22 protein-coding genes are annotated in these 20098 nt (G+C 33.4%); 4 read left to right on the top strand and 18 right to left on the bottom strand.

Annotation, left to right across the window (positions count from 1 at the left end; translation table 11 throughout):
- Positions 1–47 precede the first annotated feature (47 nt).
- From ACZ5CF_RS00190 to ACZ5CF_RS00160, 7 genes are all read right to left on the bottom strand, one after another.
- Positions 48–1262: an Nramp family divalent metal transporter gene (locus ACZ5CF_RS00190; protein ID WP_464579557.1), complete on the bottom strand. Its 1215-nt coding sequence runs from the start codon at positions 1260–1262 to the stop codon at positions 48–50.
- The gene (locus ACZ5CF_RS00185) at positions 1259–1822 is read right to left on the bottom strand and encodes an RNA polymerase sigma factor (RefSeq protein WP_464579556.1); all 564 of its coding nucleotides are present in this window, start codon (positions 1820–1822) and stop codon (positions 1259–1261) included. Before ACZ5CF_RS00185 ends, ACZ5CF_RS00190 begins: the two co-directional genes overlap by 4 nt.
- 82 nt (positions 1823–1904) lie before the next feature.
- Entirely contained in the window at positions 1905–2108 is a 204-nt protein-coding gene (locus ACZ5CF_RS00180; RefSeq protein ID WP_464579554.1) for a membrane or secreted protein, read from the bottom strand.
- A gap of 80 nt (positions 2109–2188) precedes the next feature.
- Positions 2189–2962 carry an anti-sigma factor gene (locus ACZ5CF_RS00175; protein WP_464579553.1) on the bottom strand — a complete coding sequence of 258 codons (774 nt, stop codon included), beginning with the start codon at positions 2960–2962 and terminating at the stop codon, positions 2189–2191.
- 3 nt (positions 2963–2965) lie between these two features.
- Positions 2966–3526, bottom strand: coding sequence for an RNA polymerase sigma factor (locus ACZ5CF_RS00170; RefSeq protein WP_464579551.1), 561 nt, complete (start codon positions 3524–3526; stop codon positions 2966–2968).
- Between the two features lie 223 nt (positions 3527–3749).
- Entirely contained in the window at positions 3750–4766 is a 1017-nt protein-coding gene (gene murB, locus ACZ5CF_RS00165; RefSeq protein ID WP_464579550.1) for a UDP-N-acetylmuramate dehydrogenase, read from the bottom strand.
- Positions 4766–5956, bottom strand: coding sequence for a pyridoxal phosphate-dependent aminotransferase (locus ACZ5CF_RS00160; protein ID WP_464579549.1), 1191 nt, complete (start codon positions 5954–5956; stop codon positions 4766–4768). Before ACZ5CF_RS00160 ends, murB begins: the two co-directional genes overlap by 1 nt.
- Before the next feature lie 137 nt (positions 5957–6093).
- Here ACZ5CF_RS00160 and ACZ5CF_RS00155 point away from each other — a divergent pair, with 137 nt between their 5' ends.
- Positions 6094–7431: an aspartyl protease family protein gene (locus ACZ5CF_RS00155; protein WP_464579548.1), complete on the top strand. Its 1338-nt coding sequence runs from the start codon at positions 6094–6096 to the stop codon at positions 7429–7431.
- A gap of 48 nt (positions 7432–7479) precedes the next feature.
- On the opposite strand, the gene ACZ5CF_RS00150 is transcribed toward ACZ5CF_RS00155, so the two are convergent.
- Positions 7480–7863 (bottom strand): DUF1573 domain-containing protein, encoded by a 384-nt coding sequence (locus ACZ5CF_RS00150; protein ID WP_464579547.1) that lies wholly within the window; start codon positions 7861–7863, stop codon positions 7480–7482.
- 120 nt (positions 7864–7983) lie between these two features.
- Between ACZ5CF_RS00150 and ACZ5CF_RS00145 the strand changes: the two genes are divergently transcribed.
- The gene (locus ACZ5CF_RS00145) at positions 7984–10614 is read left to right on the top strand and encodes a valine--tRNA ligase (protein ID WP_464579545.1); all 2631 of its coding nucleotides are present in this window, start codon (positions 7984–7986) and stop codon (positions 10612–10614) included.
- Positions 10615–10633: 19 nt separating this feature from the next.
- Here ACZ5CF_RS00145 and ACZ5CF_RS00140 read toward each other — a convergent pair whose 3' ends face one another.
- The 6 genes from ACZ5CF_RS00140 to rsfS form a co-directional block, all read right to left on the bottom strand.
- A complete protein-coding gene (locus ACZ5CF_RS00140; protein WP_464579543.1) occupies positions 10634–10900 on the bottom strand; it encodes an acyl-CoA-binding protein in 267 nt (88 codons plus the stop codon).
- Positions 10890–11546 (bottom strand): phosphatidylserine decarboxylase family protein, encoded by a 657-nt coding sequence (locus ACZ5CF_RS00135; protein ID WP_464579542.1) that lies wholly within the window; start codon positions 11544–11546, stop codon positions 10890–10892. The genes ACZ5CF_RS00140 and ACZ5CF_RS00135 overlap by 11 nt, the downstream gene beginning before the upstream one ends.
- On the bottom strand, positions 11536–12339 hold the full coding sequence (locus tag ACZ5CF_RS00130; RefSeq protein WP_464579541.1) for a phosphatidate cytidylyltransferase: 804 nt from the start codon (positions 12337–12339) through the stop codon (positions 11536–11538). Before ACZ5CF_RS00130 ends, ACZ5CF_RS00135 begins: the two co-directional genes overlap by 11 nt.
- A 1-nt stretch (position 12340) precedes the next feature.
- Positions 12341–12949: an LUD domain-containing protein gene (locus ACZ5CF_RS00125; RefSeq protein WP_464580852.1), complete on the bottom strand. Its 609-nt coding sequence runs from the start codon at positions 12947–12949 to the stop codon at positions 12341–12343.
- 70 nt (positions 12950–13019) lie between these two features.
- Complete coding sequence (gene ftsH, locus ACZ5CF_RS00120) at positions 13020–14963, bottom strand: ATP-dependent zinc metalloprotease FtsH (RefSeq protein ID WP_464579540.1); 1944 nt, start codon at positions 14961–14963, stop codon at positions 13020–13022.
- 21 nt (positions 14964–14984) lie between these two features.
- Positions 14985–15356 (bottom strand): ribosome silencing factor, encoded by a 372-nt coding sequence (gene rsfS, locus ACZ5CF_RS00115; protein WP_464579538.1) that lies wholly within the window; start codon positions 15354–15356, stop codon positions 14985–14987.
- Between the two features lie 93 nt (positions 15357–15449).
- Here rsfS and ACZ5CF_RS00110 point away from each other — a divergent pair, with 93 nt between their 5' ends.
- Positions 15450–16181: a biotin--[acetyl-CoA-carboxylase] ligase gene (locus tag ACZ5CF_RS00110; protein WP_464579537.1), complete on the top strand. Its 732-nt coding sequence runs from the start codon at positions 15450–15452 to the stop codon at positions 16179–16181.
- 2 nt (positions 16182–16183) lie between these two features.
- Here the strand turns inward: ACZ5CF_RS00110 and ACZ5CF_RS00105 are convergent, their stop codons facing one another.
- Positions 16184–16576, bottom strand: coding sequence for an SRPBCC family protein (locus ACZ5CF_RS00105; RefSeq protein WP_464579535.1), 393 nt, complete (start codon positions 16574–16576; stop codon positions 16184–16186).
- Positions 16577–16589: 13 nt separating this feature from the next.
- Entirely contained in the window at positions 16590–17237 is a 648-nt protein-coding gene (gene pyrE / locus ACZ5CF_RS00100) for an orotate phosphoribosyltransferase (RefSeq protein ID WP_464579534.1), read from the bottom strand.
- Between the two features lie 7 nt (positions 17238–17244).
- Between pyrE and ACZ5CF_RS00095 the strand changes: the two genes are divergently transcribed.
- Positions 17245–17829: an NUDIX hydrolase gene (locus ACZ5CF_RS00095; protein WP_464579532.1), complete on the top strand. Its 585-nt coding sequence runs from the start codon at positions 17245–17247 to the stop codon at positions 17827–17829.
- Here ACZ5CF_RS00095 and ACZ5CF_RS00090 read toward each other — a convergent pair.
- Together ACZ5CF_RS00090 and coaD are read right to left on the bottom strand one after the other, a co-directional pair.
- The gene (locus ACZ5CF_RS00090; protein WP_464579530.1) at positions 17822–19594 is read right to left on the bottom strand and encodes a M14 family metallopeptidase; all 1773 of its coding nucleotides are present in this window, start codon (positions 19592–19594) and stop codon (positions 17822–17824) included. The two genes, ACZ5CF_RS00095 and ACZ5CF_RS00090, sit on opposite strands and share 8 nt — an antisense overlap.
- Positions 19595–19629: 35 nt before the next feature.
- Entirely contained in the window at positions 19630–20088 is a 459-nt protein-coding gene (gene coaD / locus ACZ5CF_RS00085; RefSeq protein WP_464579528.1) for a pantetheine-phosphate adenylyltransferase, read from the bottom strand.
- Between the last annotated feature and the right edge of the window lie 10 nt (positions 20089–20098).

The raw sequence follows: 20098 nt of genomic DNA, 5'->3' as shown, positions 1-20098 counted from the left end.
TTTTTTTATTATAGAACTGCAAAGATACAAAGTAATTATTGTTTTATTTATATAACTACCAAATACCAAATGCTAAATCCGATTAAGAAAATTATGCCAATCCAGCTTAGTATTTTAAGTTTTGTTGATGGATGCCAAACTTTAGGAGTGTATTTAGATGTAATAAGCCAAAAATTAGCTATGGCGTAAAAAGGTGCAGTAATGAAAGATAAAATAGTGGCTACTTTAACCAAGGTGCCCATTTCTGCTAAAAGTGTGCTTAAAATAAATAGGGTGCCGATAACTAAAATAAGTATCCACAGAATGTACTTTTTAAAGATGCCTTTAGTGTTTAACAATTGGCTTGCTTTTGCCATTGCTCTTGGAGAAGCATCTAAAGTGGTTAGGGTAGTGCTAAACATAGTTGTGAAGGCTGCAACGGTAATAAATATATACACATTATCTCCTAAATTTTGGGTATATAACGTAATTAGTTGTTGTGCAAATTTGCCTCCTTGCTCAGAAAAAGTTTCTCCGCTATTATACATAACCAAAGCGCCAAGTGCTACAAAACAAACTGCTAATACAATTGTAGCTGTATAACCAACATTAAAATCTAATAATGCTTTTTTTGAAGTGAATTTTGATTCTGATTTAGTTTTCTCTATGGCCCAAAGTGAATGCCATATAGAAATATCTAACGGAGCAGGCATCCAACCCATAAAAGCAATTAAAAACCCAACTTCTAATGCGTTTTCAGGAAGTACTTGAGAAAAATTTAAAGTTGTTGTTGTGTTTACAGAGGCAATACTAACAGCTATAAATGTACAGATGGTAAGGGTTATAATAATTATTTTCATTAAGCCATCTAACAATTTGTATCTGCCAAAAAGTAAAATAGCAAAACAAATAACAGTAATTATAATACTCCAGCTAACTAAACTTAGTTTTACATTAAAAATGTTTGAGGCTAAACCTGCTGTTACTATTGTTACAGCTGTTTGAATGGTAAACATAGTGGCTAGCGTGAGTATAAAATAAATCCATAAAACACTTTTGTGTAATTTTTTATAACCATCTAACAAGCTTTCTCCTGTTGCTAAAGCATACCTCGGACCGTATTGAAAAAATGGGTATTTACAAATGTTTGCTAACAAAAGAGCCCAAAGCAATCCAAAACCAAAATCGGCTCCTGCTCTTGTAGATTGCACTAAGTGAGACACACCAATTGCAGCACCGGCAAATAATAAACCAGGGCCTAAGGTTTTTAAAAATTGTTTCATTTTTTACTTTCAATAATTTCTGCAAGGAGTTTTTTTGCTCTTAAAAGTTTTACCTTAACATTATTTAAGGGTTCGTTTAGGGTATTTGCAATTTCTTGGTAGCTAAGTTCTTGAAAATACCTAAGGTTAATTACTTCTTGATAATGGGGTTTTAATTTTTTAATGTATTTAAGGAGTTTAGCTAAATTCTGCTCGGTAATTATTTTGTCTTCAACAGTTGGCGTTTCATCTACAACTTCATAAACAGCATCATCATCTGTACTGGCCTGTTTTAAGACACTCTTTTTTTCTTTTCTGACTAAATCTATATGAATGTTTTTAGAGATAGTAAACAACCAAGTTTTAAACTCGTAATTTTCATCATACGAATTAATCTTATCAAAAGCCTTAGAAAAGGTCTGAATTGTAATGTCTTCGGCATCATTTTCATCATGCGTACGTGTTAATTGAAAACCGTACACATCGTGCCAGAAGGTGTCTAATAAAAAACTAAAGGCTTTTTGGTTGCCTTGTTTAGCTTTTTTTATGTTGTCTTTAATGGTAGATGGTGTAATTTCCAAATGTTTAGCTTTAAAATCACCAACAATAAAAGTAATGTTAAATATAACAAATAGAAATTACAAGAAAAGAAGCTCTAATATTTTATGACTCAATTTGGTCTTTTTTACACTCTTGTTCATCGGGCATTTTGCCACAAATACCACAAGCTTCACCGTCTTTGTTTAAAAACGGATTTTGGCTGGCACATGTTCCTGCAAATTTACCATCTTTTTTAACCCAAATTTTAATAGCAATACCAGCTACGGCAAGTAGTAATAAAACAAGTGTTAAAAGTAAAAGTTTCATGTTGTGAAGTTTGTGGCAAAAGTACAAAAAAAGGCCTGTTTTTTAAACAGACCTTTTAAATAGTATATGTTAAATAGTTGTTACTTAAATTCTATATCTGCAACAGTGTTTTCTATTGTAGCAGTTTCATTACCTCCTTTAGGCTCAATAGTTATTTTAAAGCTAATAGCATCTTCTGTGTAAGGCACAGAAAGCAGTTTGTTTTCTGCTTTTTCTAACACACCTAAATTAACCATCTTACCATCTACATTAGCCCACATTTGGAATACTTGTTCTTCGGGTAATTCTGGTAATTCGGCTACGTTTATAAAAGATAGTTTTTTTACCGGATTAACGTATGCAACTGTTTTAAGGTTTTTAGCTTTTTGGTTACCTCTTAAAACATATTTACGAGTTTCTGGATTGTTTAAAACTATAAATTGGTTTTTAACGTCGTCTAATTTATTGTTTGTTGCATTAATATTTTGTTCTAGATCCTTAAGTTTTTGATTTACAAGAGAGTTCTCGTAAGTAAGCATTTTGTTTTGATTCCATAAAAAGTAAGTAGTGCTAGCAAAAATTAATGCAGCAATACTGGCAGCAATAGTATATCTGTAAAAGCGTTTTCTGTTGAAACCACCTCCAGAAGAAGCTACTTTCTTTAAGACAGCAGCTTTAAGATGCTCAGGAGCTTTTACAGCATAGGCACGAGAGTAGCTTTCAAGGTTTTCTTGCAACTCATTATATTGTTGCCTAACCTCGGGATATTTGCCTAGATATTGTTCTACTTGTATCGTCTCCATAGGAGAGGTGATACCAAGCAGATACTTTTCTAGCAAATCTGTCTCTAAAAATATTTTAACTTTTTCGTTCATAACTTAGTACAATAATAATAGTAAAACGATATTTACCGGTCCAAATATTTTACGTAACTCACGTAAGCCAATTTTTAATCTTGATTTAACAGTACCCAACGGAACGTTTAATGCTTCACTGGCTTCCTGCTGTGTCATCCCCTGAAAAAACAGGGCTTCAAGCACTACTTGATACTTTTTTTCTAATTTGTTTACATGCTCAGCTAAGTCCATATGTTCTGGCTTATAGCTGTTTACACCTACATTATATACGTTAGAAATGTCAATTTGGATTTCTTTATCTGTTTTAGAGTTAATACTTCTTAACTTATCTATAGCTGTATTTCTAATTATACGAAATAACCAAGTAAAAAGTTTAGCTTTACTGGGGTCGTAACTTGAAGCGTTTTTCCAGATTTTAACAAAACTCTCCTGAACCACGTCTTGAGCCAACTCTTCGTTTTTGGTTATTTTAAGCGCTACTCCGTATAAAGTATCTGCATAATGATCGTAGAGCAATGATATTGCTTTATCATTTTGTTCTTTAAGTAGTTCTGTTATATGTTTTTCAAGTAGCGCACTCATGCGTTGTAAAAAAATTAGAGTGTTTAAAATCTAAAATCAAATTTCTTTCGTAAATAAAATAACAAAGATCTTATTCTTACTTACTCAAAGGTATTAATTAATACTTGCATACGTAATAAATTAGATAAAATTCTAAAACACTTTTTGTTTGTGGGTTTAAGGTTTTTTAGGTTAGTTTAGTTTGATTTGGTCCTCACCGTAAGGTATTTGCGGTGAGGTTTTTTTATGTAATTATATTCACTTCGTTTTCTAACGTTATATTAAATTGTTTTTTTACGGTTTCTTGAATTTTATTTGATAGTTCTAGTATTTCTTTGCCGGTTGCGCTACCGTAGTTTACCAAAACTAAAGCTTGCTTTGTATGTACTCCGGCATCGCCAAATCGTTTTCCTTTAAAACCACATTGTTCTATTAACCACCCTGCAGGCACTTTATATTGGTCTTCAGATACCTTGTAAAAAGGCATGTTTGGGTACTTTTTTTGTAATGTATTAAATGCTTGTTTTGGTATAACAGGATTTTTAAAAAAACTACCGCTATTGCCAATTTCTGCCGGATCCGGAAGTTTACTTTTTCTAATAGCAATCACCGCATTAGAAACATCTTGTATGGTTGGGTCTTTAATGTTTTGTTCTTGTAAATAGCTTTCTATTGCACCATACGTGGTGTTGATTTTATGGTTGTTTTTGGTAAGTTTTAGTGTAACACTAGTAATTATGTAGTTACCTTTTTCTTTCTCTTTAAAGATTGAGGTTCTGTACCCAAACTTACATGCTTTTAACGAAAACGTTTTTTGCTTTTTAGTTTTGCTGTGCACAGCAGTACAGCGTTCAAAAACATCTTTAAGCTCAACCCCATAAGCTCCTATATTCTGAATAGGAGCAGAACCAACATTGCCTGGTATAAAAGACAGGTTTTCTATACCTCCTAAATTATGTGCTAATGCCCACTGTACAAGCTCATGCCAATTTTCTCCTGCCATAGCAGTTACCAGGGCATGAGAAGTATCTTGAGAGATAATATACTTGCCTTTTAAATTAACATAGATAACCAGTTTATTGAGGTCTTTTGTTAAAAGCATATTGCTGCCGCCTCCTAAAATAAATGGTTCGGGATAGTTTTTTAGCGAAAGCGCTGCAATTAATTCCGGAATAGTTGTTACTTCTACAAAATAACGCGCGTTAACATCTATCCCAAAAGTATTATAGGACTTTAAAGATATTTTTTCTTGAACCTTCACTAGTCTTTATAAACTTTTAAAGCTTCTTTAATAATGTTAACTGCTTTTAGCAAGCTTTTTTTATTGAGAACGTATGCAATTCTTATTTGATTAAGCCCAACGCCAGGAGTTGAGTAAAAACCTGCTGCAGGAGCAACCATTACGGTTTCATTATCTACATCAAACTTATCTAATAACCATTGTGCAAAGTGGTCTGCGTTTTTTACAGGAAGCTCTGCAATACAGTAAAAAGCACCTTTTGGGGTTGCAATTTTTACACCGGGTATTTGCTGTAAGGCTTCTATTAAAGTGTTTCTTCTATCAGCATATTCTTCAATAACTTCATCAAAATAACTTTGTGGTGTTTGTAGTGCAGCTTCACTGGCTATTTGTGCAAATGTTGGCGGACTTAAACGGGTCTGCGCAAATTTTAATGCGGTTTTAATTACTTCTTTATTTTTAGAAACTAAGTAACCAATTCTGGCACCACACATGCTATAACGCTTAGAGACAGAATCAATCATAATAGCATGATTTTCTAAGCCCTCTTGTTCCATCACAGAGTAATGTTTGTAACCATCATAAGTAAACTCTCTATATACTTCGTCGGCAATTAAAAACAAATCATGCTTTTTAACAATTTTAGCGAGTTTTTCTATCTCTTCTTTCGTGTATAGATAGCCGGTTGGGTTACCGGGATTACAAATTAAAATTGCCTTGGTTTTAGGGGTAATTAATTCTTCGAAAGCTTCAATAGGAGGTAAGGCAAAGTTATCTTCTATTTTAGAAACTACCGGAACTACTTTAACTCCGGAAGCTGTAGCAAAACCATTGTAATTAGCATAAAAAGGCTCTGGGATAATAATCTCGTCTCCCGGATCTGTAATACTTCCAATGGCAAATAATAAAGCTTCAGAGCCTCCGGTGGTAACAATTATATCATCTGCAGTTACATGAATATTATTCTTTTTATAATAATCTGCTATTTTTTCTCTATAACTTTCAGCCCCTTCAGAGCGGGTATAAGCCAAAATATCAAGTAAATGAATTTTTACTGCTTCTAATGCTACTTCAGGGGTTTTAATATCTGGCTGTCCAATATTTAAATGATATACTGTTTTTCCTTCCTTATACGCTTTTTCGGCATAAGGTTGCAACTTTCTAATTGGCGATTCTGGCATTAAACGCCCTTTTTCTGATATAGTTGGCATTGGCTATAGTTTTTAGAGTTCACAAAATTGCAAAATATATTTTATAAATCACGCTGCTTTAATGTGTCTTTTTACTCGTTAAACTTTGTTAAAGTGTAAAAAACAACAAAATCTTGTTGCTATATTTATATAGTATCATGACTTTATTTAAAAAACATATTATTCTTTTTGTATTAATTTTTTGTGCTGTAAATTCTTGGGCGCAACATTACAGTTTGCCTAATAATAAAGATAAAGTTACTGTTAAATTTAAGTTTGTTAACAACTTAATTATTTTGCCGATAGAGATTAATGGCGTAGAACTCTCTTTTATTTTAGACTCCGGAGTTAATAGTCCAATACTCTTTAGTTTGTTTAGTGAAGATACACTTGAGGTAAAAAATGTGGAGGAAATAAAAATTAAAGGATTGGGTAGTGGAACATCAATTAGAGCATTAAAATCACAAGGGAATGTTGTAAAAATAAAAGATGCCGTTAACTACAACCAAGCTATGTATTTGGTATTAGATCAAGGTATTAATTTCTCTCCAAGGATAGGCTTTCCGGTGCATGGTATAATAGGATATGATATTTTTAGAGATTTTGTTGTGAAAATTAATTATGCATCAAAGAAAATAACTCTATACGATCCTGATAAATATAAAACTAAACTTTGCAAAAAATGTGAAATTATTCCTATTGATGTTAGAAACAACAAACCTTTTGTGAGCGCATCGGTTTCGGTCAGGGATGATAATGCCATCCCTGTAAATCTTCTTGTAGACTCCGGTAGTAGTGATGCATTGTGGTTATTTGCTAATGCCGATAAAGGTATTAATGTGCCGGCAGAAAATTTTGATGATTTTTTAGGAAGAGGTTTAAGTGGTAATGTGCATGGTAAAAGGGCAAGGGTAGACGAATTTAATTTAGGAAAATTTACCTTAACCGATGCTAAAGTTGCATTTCCTGATTCTACTTCCTTACAGCATTTAACTACCAGGCTTGTACACAGAAACGGTAGTTTAGGAGGAGATATTTTAAAAAGATTTACAGTAATTTTTAATTATCAGAATAAGTACTTAATGTTAAAAAAGAACGGTAATTTTAAAGTACCGTTTAAATTTAATTTGAGTGGATTAGAGTTACAACACAATGGTATGAGAATAGTTAAAGAACGTGCAAACGACTTTAACGGAGTAATTAAAGAAACCCAAGACAATTCTAATACCATAGAAATTTTTCTATCAAGAATATATAAATACTCTATGTTTCCTGCCATAGAAATAGCAGAAGTTAGGCCCGGCAGTCCTGCTGAGGAAGCAGGCTTAAAAAAAGGAGATGTTATTTTGTCTGTTAACAGAAAAATGGCACATAGATTTACCCTTCAAGAACTATCTGAATTAATGAATGAAAAGCCGGGTAAACGGATTATGTTAAGAATAGAAAGAGAAGGGCGAGAACTGGTTTTCTCTTTTGATTTAAAAAAGATATTATAAAAAAAGCCTCTTTTAAAAGAGGCTTTTGAATGTATATAGGGTTTTAATCTATTTACTTGGGTCTATAACAGTACCTTTAATTTTTAATGCTATTGTTGGAGTATCTGCATTAGACATTACGGTTACTGTTTTTCTAATAGGGCCAACACGGTTGGTGTCGTACTTAACCTGTATTTCACCAGTTTCACCTGGCATAATAGGTTTTTCGGGTTTTTTAGGAATGGTACACCCACAGCTAGAAAAAACTTTAGAGATTACTAAAGGAGCATCTCCGGTATTAGTAAAAGTAAAAACTCTCACACCGTCACTACCTTTTGCAATTTCGCCATAGTCTATTGTAGTAGACTTAAATTCAATTTTGGCTACTTTTTCTTGAGCATTTAGGGCAACACTCATTAAACCTAAAAAAAATACTAAAACTAGTTTTTTCATTATTTTTGGTTTTAAGTGAACTTCAAATTTAACTATTTTTAAACACACCCGCAAAATTCTTTTGTAATCCTGCAGAGTTAACTACTTTTGTAACCTTTAGTCAAAAACCGTTCCAAAAAGATGAGTATACCTTCTAAATACAATGCAAAAGCAGTAGAAGATAAGTGGTACGAGTACTGGATGAAACACAATTATTTTCATTCAGAACCCGATGAAAGAGAACCATATACTATTGTTATTCCGCCACCAAATGTAACAGGAGTATTGCACATGGGGCATATGCTTAACAATACATTGCAAGATGTATTAATTAGAAGAGCCCGCCTAAAAGGATACAATGCTTGTTGGGTGCCGGGTACAGATCATGCCTCAATTGCTACCGAAGCAAAAGTAGTTGCAAAGCTTAAAAAAGAAGGTGTAGAAAAAAGTAGCCTTACAAGAGAAGAGTTTTTAAAGCATGCTTGGGATTGGACTCACAAGCATGGAGGTATCATTTTAGAGCAATTAAAAAAACTCGGATGCTCTTGCGATTGGGAGCGTACGAAGTTTACTATGGATGAAGACATGTCTGCTTCTGTAATTAAAGTGTTTGTTGATCTCTACAATAAAGGTCTTATTTACAGAGGTTACAGAATGGTTAACTGGGATCCGGAGGCTAAAACAACGCTGTCTGATGAAGAAGTTATTTATGAAGAAAGACAAGGAACGTTATATTATTTACAGTATAAAATAGAAGGTAGCCAAGATACCGTTACCATTGCTACCACCAGACCGGAAACCATTTTAGGTGATACTGCAATTTGTATAAACCCTAATGATGAACGTTACCAACATCTTAAAGGCAAAAAAGCAATTGTACCAATTTGTAATAGGGTTATACCAATTATAGAAGATGAGTATGTAGATGTAGAGTTTGGTACAGGATGTTTAAAGGTAACACCTGCACACGATATTAATGATAAAGAGCTTGGAGATAAGCACAATCTGGAAGTAATAGATATTTTTAATGATGATGCTACTTTAAATCATTACGGACTTCATTACCAAGGTAAAGATAGGTTTGAGGTTAGAAAAGAAATTGTAAAAGAGCTTCAAGAAAAAGGACATTTAGTAAAAACAGAAACGCACACACATAAAGTAGGTACATCAGAGCGTACTAAGGCTGTAATAGAACCAAAGCTTTCAGACCAATGGTTTTTAAAAATGAAAGATTTGGCACAGCCAGCTTTAGAAGCTGTGTTAGAAGGCGATATTAAATTAGTGCCCGAAAAATTTGTGAATACCTACCGTCATTGGATGGAAAATGTTAGAGATTGGAATATTTCTAGACAGCTTTGGTGGGGGCATCAAATACCTGCATATTATTATGGCGAAGGGAAAAATGATTTTGTTGTAGCAGAAACTGCAGAAAAAGCATTAGAGCTTGCTAAAGATAAAACCGATAATACAAGCCTTACATTAGCAGATTTAAAGCAAGACGGTGATGTATTAGACACGTGGTTTTCTTCTTGGCTATGGCCAATTAGTGTGTTTAACGGTATTTTAGAACCAGACAATAAAGAAATAGACTATTATTATCCAACTAACGATTTAGTTACAGCACCTGAAATTTTGTTTTTCTGGGTTGCAAGAATGATTATAGCAGGATATGAATACCGAGGGAAAAAACCGTTTAGCAATGTTTACCTAACCGGAATAGTTAGAGATAAACAGCGCAGAAAAATGTCTAAATCGTTAGGAAATTCGCCAGATCCGTTAGAATTAATAGATAAATACGGTGCAGATGGCGTAAGGGTTGGAATGTTATTGAGCTCACCAGCAGGTAACGATTTAATGTTTGATGAAGAATTATGTAAACAAGGAGGTGCGTTTGCCAATAAAATATGGAATGCATTTAGGTTAATAAAAGGATGGGAAGTTGCTTCAGATATAAAGCAGCCTCAATACGCAAAAACTGCTATAAATTGGTATCAAGCAAAATTTAATAAAGTAATTGCAGAGATAGAAGACCATTTTAGCAAATACAGAATTTCTGATGCTTTAATGGCTACTTATAAATTAATTTGGGACGATTTCTGCTCTTGGTTGTTAGAAATGGTTAAACCGGCGTATGGAGCACCAATAGATGCGCATACGTACAATAGCATTATACAAATATTAGAGAAAAACTTAACCATTCTGCATCCGTTTATGCCATTTATAACCGAAGAAATATGGCAACATATAGCAAACAGAACTCCAGAGCAAGCATTAATTGTAGCTAATTGGCCCAAATCAGAAAACTTTAATGAGAATATTATTAGCGAATTTGAGTTTGCTTCAGAAGTAATTTCGAATATTAGAGCAATCAGAAAAGAGAAAAACATTCCGTTTAAAGAAGCCATAAATCTTTCGGTAATTAACAGTGAGAATGTTCCGGATACTTTTAATGATATTATTAAAAAATTAGGTAATGTTGCAGAGCTTAGCTTAGTTACAGATAAAGTAGAAGGAGCACTGTCGTTTAGAGTAAAATCTAATGAATATTTTATCCCAATAAGTGATGCAATTAATATAGAAGAAGAAATTAAAAAACTACAAGAAGAGCTTGCTTATACTGAAGGGTTTTTACAATCAGTACAAAAGAAATTAGCAAACGAAAGGTTTGTAAATAATGCACCAGAAAAAGTAGTAGCTATGGAGCGTAAAAAAGAAGCAGATGCTTTGGCTAAAATAGCTACTATTAAAGAAAGCTTGGCCAATTTTAAATAATTGGCTAAGCTTTTTTGTTTTAAAGCGATATTTTAAAGTAGCTTTCTACCAGTTCTACATACAATTGTTTGGCTTGTTTTTCGGTAACATTTCTGGCCTGAAACAGTGCATTGGCTTTAAATGCACTAATTAGTGGTTTTTTACTTTTTGGGTTGTCAAAGTTTTTATTGGCAATTTTATAATAGGCGTAGAGTTTTAAAAGAAAATCTGCCGGAAGAGGATCGGTATAATTGTTTACATAATCTACAGCCTTAATAAACTTGTTATGTAATGTATCATTTTTCATAAGAAGCAATAACCGTTTTAGCGCCTTTAACTTTTTGGTTTAATTGCACATGAATTGGTGTACCTATCGGAAGAAAAACATCTACTCTAGACCCGAATTTTATAAACCCGGAGTCAGAACCTTGTGTAACATTATCTCCTTCTTTGGCATAGTTAACAATTCGTTTGGCTAATGCACCTGCAATCTGACGGTATAAAACTTCTCCAAAAACACTATTTTTCACCACTACTGTAGTACGCTCATTTTCTTCGCTAGACTTAGGATGCCAAGCTACTAAGTATTTTCCGGGATGATATTTTGAATAGGTTACAGTGCCACCTACAGGATATCTGGTAACGTGAACATTAGTAGGAGACATGAAAATAGATACCTGAATTCTTTTGTCTTTAAAATATTCTTTTTCAAAAACTTCTTCAATAACTACAACTTTTCCATCTACCGGAGATAATACTGTAGCATCATTTAAATCAGGAACTCGTTTAGGGTTTCTAAAAAATTGTAAAATGGCAATTAAAAAAAGTATAGCAAATAACTGGATGCTTACCTTTAGCCATTCTACAGACACAAAATAATGAGCTAATAATGCTAGGATTATAGCTATAAACAGACTTGCTAAAATTATTTTATGACCTTCTTTATGAAACATAAATAAAAATTTGAAGTGTTATATATGCAAAAGGAGCTGCAAAAATTAAACTATCTAATCTATCTAACAAACCACCATGACCGGGTAAAATAGCACCACTGTCTTTAACGCCTGCAATACGTTTAAATTTAGATTCAACCAAATCTCCAATAGATCCGGTGACAACAACAACAAAAGCCAAAACAAGCCATTGAGAAAGGGTTAGTTCAGAATCTAATCTATGTAAAAAGTATGCGGCTAAGAGCGTGAACACAAAACCTCCGAGTGCTCCTTCAACTGTTTTTTTAGGTGAAACTCGCTCAAAAAGTTTGTTTTTGCCTATTGTTTTACCTACTAAATATGCAAAAGAGTCGTTAACCCAAATCAATATAAAAATACCAATTATAATATACTTAGAAAAGTCATCATATTGGTAAGGTATAACGGTTAAAAAAATACATCCGCCTCCTAAGTAAAATAAAGTAATTAAAAACTTCTGAAAGTTAACAAGTGGTTTGTTTTTAAGTGCTAGTAAATACCGTATTAAAAATAAATTTGTTGTTACGGTTAGCAGCATTAAAAAATTAATAAACAGCTTGCCTTGTAAAAGGTAAATAGCCAACCACCAAAGTGCTAAAAATGCAATAAAAATATAGTAGCCGCTTAGTCTTATTATTTTCTTGAACTCATAAATGCAAATAAGTCCAAAAGACATAAATAAAAAATCAAAGGCGTCTGTGCTTAAAAAGACTGCAGCTAAAAGTAAAAATGCGTATAAAAAACCAGTAATAGATCGTTTTAGAAGTTCTCTCATGCTATAAGTCTTCCAGAAGCAGCAAATATAAGTTTTTTGAGCTACTTCCGTAGGTCATGAAATCTTTTTCGTCTTTAATTTCAAAATGTTTAATAGTAGTAATATTGGTTGGTATTTGGCTTTTGTGTTTCTTTTTAATGCCTCGTAATCCCTCGCCAAGTGTATCTACTAATTGGCTGGTAGTTGCAAATACAATAAAATTATCGGGGAGGTCTTTCAATTTGCTCTCTTTTATTTGTCTTGAGCTAATAAGTATGGCACCAATATCTGCAACAAGATACTCGCAGGTGGTAAAGAAAACAGCGCTTTTATGATTTTTCTCTGAATGAACTACGTTTAAATTCTTAAATTTTTTGGCTAAAAGTTCATCAAGACAATATACTTGACTTTCCCTCCAGTTGTTTTCTGTAAGGATATTTAAAAAGCACTCATGAACTTCATCTAAAGAGTCGCAATACAAGAACTTACCTCCATTTTTTTTAAAGTTGATGGTAAATTTTTCATCAACCGGAAGTTTTAGTTCTGGCATGTATTTTCCTCTTTGATCGGAAGTGGTTTTCTTGCCGTCATTTTTATCGCTCGAACCAAAAATTTTTTTAAACAAACTCATCAAGAATCTTGCGCGCAATTTTATAGTTAAAACAGAGTTGCTTTTTGTTAACTCTGATATAACGAAAAAATTATGATTTTGGTACTAAATCGTCTTCTTCTTTTTCTTTTTCAAAAGGACGTTTACCAAAAATCTTCTCGAGGTCGTCTTTAAAAATAACCTCTTTTTCTAGTAAACGTTCTGCGAGTTCTATGAGTTTTTCTTTGTTTTCTTCAAGAATTTTGATAGCTCTTTGGTATTGTTCTTCTATAATTCTTGAAATTTCTGCATCAATAATTTTAGCGGTTTCTTCACTATATGGCTTGGTAAACGTATAATCTGATTGCCCTGATGAATCATAATATGTAATGTTACCAATTTTATCATTTAAACCATAAATAGTAACCATGGCGCGTGCCTGTTTGGTAACTTTTTCTAAATCACTTAATGCGCCGGTAGAGATTTTATTAAAGATTACTTTTTCTGCAGCTCTACCACCCATAGTAGCACACATTTCGTCTAACATTTGTTCCGGACGCATAATTTGGCGTTCTTCTGGCAAATACCATGCAGCTCCTAACGATTGCCCTCTTGGGACAATAGTAACTTTTACAAGTGGTGCAGCGTGTTCAAGCATCCAGCTTACTGTTGCATGTCCGGCCTCATGAAATGCAATTGTTTTCTTTTCTTCTGGTGTAATTATTTTGTTTTTCTTCTCTAAACCACCAACAATCCTGTCTACTGCATCAAGAAAATCTTGTTTTTCTACAGCTTTTTTTCCTTTACGCGCTGCTATTAATGCAGCTTCATTACAAACATTGGCTATATCTGCACCAGAGAACCCGGGGGTTTGCTTAGCTAAGAAATCCAGATCTAACGTTTCTGAAGTTTTTATTGGACGTAAGTGTACTTCAAAAATTTCTTTACGCTCTCTTAAATCGGGTAAATCAACATAAATCTGTCTATCAAAACGTCCGGCACGCATTAGTGCCTTATCTAAAATATCTGCACGGTTGGTAGCAGCCAATACAATTACATTTGTATTAGTGCCAAAACCATCCATTTCTGTTAATAGCTGGTTTAATGTGTTTTCTCTTTCATCGTTAGAACCGGTAAAGTTGTTTTTGCCACGTGCTCTACCAATTGCATCTATCTCGTCTATAAAAATTATAGCAGGTGCTTTTTCTTTGGCTTGTTTAAACAAATCACGAACCCTAGAGGCACCAACACCTACAAACATCTCTACAAAATCTGAACCTGAAAGCGAGAAGAAAGGTACTTTTGCCTCTCCTGCTACTGCTTTAGCCAATAACGTTTTACCGGTACCCGGAGGGCCAACCAATAGTGCTCCTTTAGGTATTTTACCACCTAAAGAGGTGTATTTTTCAGGGTTTTTTAAGAACTCAACAATTTCTTGAACCTCTTCTTTAGCACCTTCTAATCCGGCAACATCTTTAAATGTTACCTTCATGTCTGTTTTTTCATCGAAGAGTTTTGCTTTAGATTTTCCGATATTAAAAATTTGTCCGCCACCACCGGCGCCACCACCAGACATTCTTCTCATTAAATACACCCAAATTCCAATTAAAAGAATGAATGGGAGAATTGAGAGTAAGATTTCGCCAAGGTAGTTGGACTCTATATCGTACGATATCTCTGTTTCTAAATTATTGTCTTTTTTTATTTGATTAAGCTCGTTCTCAAAGTTTTGTAAATCACCATAAGTAACTTGATATTGAGGCGTACCGGCAGATGGTAGTAGCGCATTATCGGCCACTTTTTGGTGAACTTCTTTTGTAAGTGCTTCTGGGGTTAAATAAACCTTTGCTTTACTTGCGTTTTTAATAATGACAATCTTTTTGACATCGCCATTTTTTAAAAACTCTTGCAAATCAGAAGGAGTTGTTTCTGGCTGTGATTGCCACATTCCGCCAGAAAAGAAGTTCATTCCAATAATTAAAAAAAGAATGATTGCGTAAATCCAATATGAGCTAAATCTAGGTTTTTTGGTATTGGGATTATTATCTTTTGCCATGAATTTTTGTCTTTCTAAAAATTATACAGTAGTTGCAATTGTTGTTACTTTAGCGTCTCCCCACAGGCCTTCAATATCGTAAAACTCTCTTATGTGTTTTTGGAAAACATGCACAACCACATCAACATAATCAATTAAAACCCATTCTGCATTGTCAGAACCTTCTACGTGCCAGGGTTTATCTTTAAGCTCTTTGCTTACAATTTTTTGAATGGAGTTTACGATGGCGTTTACCTGTGTGTTAGAAGTACCACTACAAATAACAAAATAGTCGCATACTGTGTTGTCTATCTCACGTAAATCAAGAATACTAATGTCTTTACCTTTAACATTTTCTATTCCTTGAATAATTCCTGCTATTAATTGTTCTGCACTACTTTGTTTTTTTGTCATTCAGTAAATTTTGTTTATTGCAAAGTTATTATTTTTTTGTTTTTTTAAGTATTCATTTTAACATAACATTACAAATACTTAATAAGGTTGTATATGCATATTGTCAAACTTAATGCCATACCTTCAACAAATACTTTTTTAAAAGAGCAGGCGCTTAAAAAAGAACTTGATGATTTTACTGTTATAGTTGCTCAAAACCAAGAACAAGGAAGAGGGCAAATGGGAGCTGTTTGGCAATCAGAACCCGGTAAAAACCTTACGTTTAGCATTTTTAAAAGGGTAGAGGGCTTAGAAGCCACTAAAGGGTTTAACTTAAATATTTTGGTTTCTTTAGGTATTTACAGAGCATTGCAAACATTACAAATACCCGATTTGCATATTAAATGGCCTAACGACATTTTGTCAGGCAATCATAAAATTTGTGGAATTTTAATAGAAAACATCCTTAAGGGAAAGCATATAAATGGATCTGTAATTGGAATTGGTTTAAATGTTAACCAAACTACATTTACTAATTTACCAAAAGTTAGCTCCTTAAAAAATTTAACCGGCAAAGTACATGATTTAGATGAGGTGCTTGTGTTGCTTTTAGAGAAATTAAAAGAGGTGTTTAACCTATGTTCTCCGGATACTTTCTGGAAATATGCTCATGAATACAACTCGCTTTTGTTTAAAAAAGACAAGCCTGTTACGTTTAAAGATACTAACGAGGTTATGTTTCCCGGAATTATTAGAGGTGTTACAGAGCAAGGGTTATTAAAAGTAGAACTCGAAGATGAGGTAATAAAAACCTTCGAGCTCAAACAAATTAAAATGTTGTATTAGGTTTATTGCTTAGCTAAATTTTCTGCAAGTGTTTTTATGAAATTGGTAATAGGGCTTTTAATCATCATGGCCATCATGGGATTAAAGTTACCTTCAAAAACTAAATTAACCGATGAGGTTTGAGCGTCAACCTCGCTAATATTTCCTGTTAGTGTAAACGGTAATTTGTCGGTAGCAGCACCTAAAACCACTTTGTTATTAGGTTGCGTTTCTTTAATTTTTAAAACAATTTCCGGCATGCCTTTTAAAGCAAAAACAAATGAGTCTTCACTTAGCACTTCAAATTTGCTGGTGTTTTCCGGCATTAATTTTTTGTAGTTTTCTACGTCAGACAAAAAATTAAAAACCTCTTGTGTAGATTTATTTACTGTTGTTTCAGGACTGTTAATTGTCATTTTTTTAGTTTTTTTAAACAGCAGGTTTCCAACTTTCTGGGTTAGTACTCCACTGTTGTAATATTGTATATTCTGATTGATTAATGTAATTAGTTTCTAAAGCTTGCTCTAATAAGTAATGGTAGTTGCTTAATGTATTAATAGTTATGTTTTCTTGCTTAAAGTTTTGGGTTGCAACATCAAATCCATAATTAAAAATAGCGAGCATGCCTTTAACATTTGCACCGTTTTGTTTTAGTGCTTTTACGGCATTTAAACTACTTTTTCCGGTACTTATTAAATCTTCTATAACAACAACCGATTGTCCGTTCTCTAAATGCCCTTCTATTTGGTTGCCTCTACCGTGCTTTTTAGGCTCCGGTCTAACGTATATAAATGGTAATCCTAAAAATTCTGCGACTAAAATGCCAATACCAATAGCTCCGGTAGCTACACCGGCAATAACATCGGGTTTGCCATACAGTTCTTCAACCTGTTTGGCTAACTGCTCTCTTATATAAGTTCTAATAACCGGATAAGAAAGTGTTATTCTGTTGTCGCAGTAAATTGGAGATTTCCAGCCTGAGGCCCAAGTGAAAGGATTTTTCGGATTCAACTTTATTGCATTAATTTGCAACAAGAGTTCGGCCGTTTTTCTGGCAGTGTCTTTATCTAAAACCATGCTGCAAATGTATAAAGTTTTTGTAAATGAATGCCCCATTGTTTTAACCAATACTTTAGAAAAAGAGACAGATTTTAAACTCTTTATGTTAGATACGGTTAATTTAGAAGATGTTATTAATCGTCTTACCAATAAAGAAATAAAAGCAGCATACTTATATCATCCTGATAAAGACAAGCTTTTAAAAAAACTACAAAAAAAGATTCCTTTTGTGGTTGCAGGTGGTGGTTTAGTTTTTAATGATAAAGGGCAAATGTTGTTTATTCATAGAAACAGCAAGTGGGATTTGCCAAAGGGAAAGGTAGATAAGGGAGAGTCTATAGAAGAAGCAGCGGTAAGAGAAGTAGAAGAAGAAACCGGAGTTAAAGATGTTAAAATAGAGTCGCTTTTAGGAATTACCTATCATATTTTTCAGCGTAACGGTAAATACAAGCTAAAAGAAACACACTGGTATAAAATGCACACTACCTATAACGGTAAGTTAAAACCTCAAAAAAACGAGGGTATAGACAAAGTAGTTTGGCTTGACGAAAAAGAAGCCAAAGAGGCGTTAGAAAAATCGTATGCAAATATTAAAACCTTATTTAATTAGGGTTGCCCTTTAAAACTCTATAAACCGGATACTGCAAGTGAGCCGGCTCATAGTAAGGAGAATTTTTGTAAATCCAGTTTAATTGGGCAAACCAATTGTTAGCAAAATTCTCGTCTGTTTCTTTTAGGTTTTTAAAAGCGCTTTGAAGGCTATCGTTTTCTACCAATAAATTAGCAGCAATGTCTTCAAAAACATATGGAGAAAAGCCTTCTTTTTGTTGCAAAATCGTATCGAAAAAATTCCAATTAAAAAAAGAATCAACAGCTTCAGGCTCTAAAGTTTCTAATAAATATCTAATTCCTTTTTGTTGTGTTGAAATATATAAATCACCCTTTTTAAACTGAACCTTTTTTAGAGTCTTACTTACTTTAGTATTAAAGTGAGGATAATGCCCTTCATAAGGTCTTGAGTAAGTTTCGTAGCTTTCAATTTTATAGCTTTCTACCAGCAAAGTAGTATCGGTCTCTAAGGGTTGCATGGTAATTTTATTTTGCTCTAACAGGGGTATTATATTCAACCAATTTTTTGGAATTATATATGCCTCAGGAACGGTTACGCTATGGGTTGGTTTTAGAAAGTTTTTATAAGTTACCTCTTTAGTAAAAGGCCTGTCTTGATGATATTTTAAGCGCATTAAACCGGTTACTTTACTGGTATCTAAAGTTGCTTCATAACCTTTAAAGTTAAGTGTTGTTGTTTGGGTAGTATCTATTTCCCATTGCAATGGGTATTGGGTTATGTTAGCATAATAATCAAAAGCGTCTTTTCTTGCAGATTTTATAGTAATATGCTCATTTTCTGCTACATCTATTGCAGCTTGTAAAATGGCATAAGTGCCTTCTACACGCTGTTTGTAAGGTTTTAGCATATGCGTTTCTACCATTAGCCCTAAGGTGTTCCAGAGAGCAGTGTATCCGGTAGAGTAGCGAGGATAATCTATAAATTGAGAGAATCCTTTTTCTGGTACAGCATTAAATACATTTACATACGGGGTAACATCCCAATCTTTATTTTTAAGAGATTCTTCTATTGCGGGCATAAATTTATTTTGAAGATAATTACCTAACTCACCACCCAACTTGTTATGCTGTGTAAATAAATGTGTAAGAGTATATTGGTAATCTGCACCGTTACTAACATGAGTATCTATAAAAACATCTGGTTGAACTAAATGAAAGATTTCTGCAAACGAGCGAGCGTTTTTGGTATCTGCTTTTATAAAATCTCTATTTAAATCATAATTTCTAGCATTGCCTCTAAAGCCGTATTCTTTTGGTCCATTCTGGTTAGCTCTTGTATGGCTATTTCTGTTCAACGCACCACCAATGTTATATATAGGTATAGCTACTATAATTGTATGTTTTGGAGGTTTAATTTTTTTTAATGCTAAATCTCTAAAGAGTAACATGGTAGCGTCTATACCATCGGGCTCTCCGGGGTGAATACCATTATTTATTAAGAGTATAGTTTTTTTCTCTCGGGCTTTGTTAAAATTAAATTCGCCATCCTCGTTGTATGTTACAATATGCAATGGAATTCCGCTATCTGTAGCTCCCATTGTTTGCATATTTATTTCTGGAGAATGTTTAGAAAGCTCTATATAAAAATCTATAACTTCTTGATAGGTAGGTGTTTCTGTGCCTTTAGTTTTTTCAAAATGAGTGGTGAACTTTTCTTTTTGTTTGGCTTCTTCGTCTTTACATCCTACAAAAAAGCAGGTAATAAGTAAAAAGCTAATTAAGCGTAAAGCATATATTTTTTGCATGAAAGAGGATGAGTTTATTTTTACAATTTAAAGCGCTATTTTTTAACAACTACTGTATTAGGGACTAGGCTGGTGTAATCACCACCGTTTCTGATTACATCTCTAACAATAGATGAGCTTATATACGATTTTCCGGAAGAGGTTAATAAAAAAACCGTTTCTATTTCAGATAATTTTCGATTGGTATGAGCAATGGCTTTTTCAAACTCAAAATCTGCTGGATTTCTAAGGCCTCTTAAAATAAAATCGGCATTTACTTTTTTACAAAAATCTACCGTAAGTCCTTCGTATGTCATTACCTTAATTTTAGGCTCATTTTTAAATGCCTCTTCTATAAATTGTTTTCGCTCATTTAGAGAAAACATATAGTTTTTATCGGCATTTAAACCTATGGCTATAATAAGCTCATCAAATAATGTAATTCCTCTGGTTATAATATCGTAATGTCCTAACGTAATAGGATCAAACGAACCCGGAAAAATAGCTCTTCTCATTCTGGTAAAG

This window comes from Lutaonella thermophila, assembly GCF_055387725.1.
This window is presented reverse-complemented; position numbering and strand designations above follow the sequence as displayed.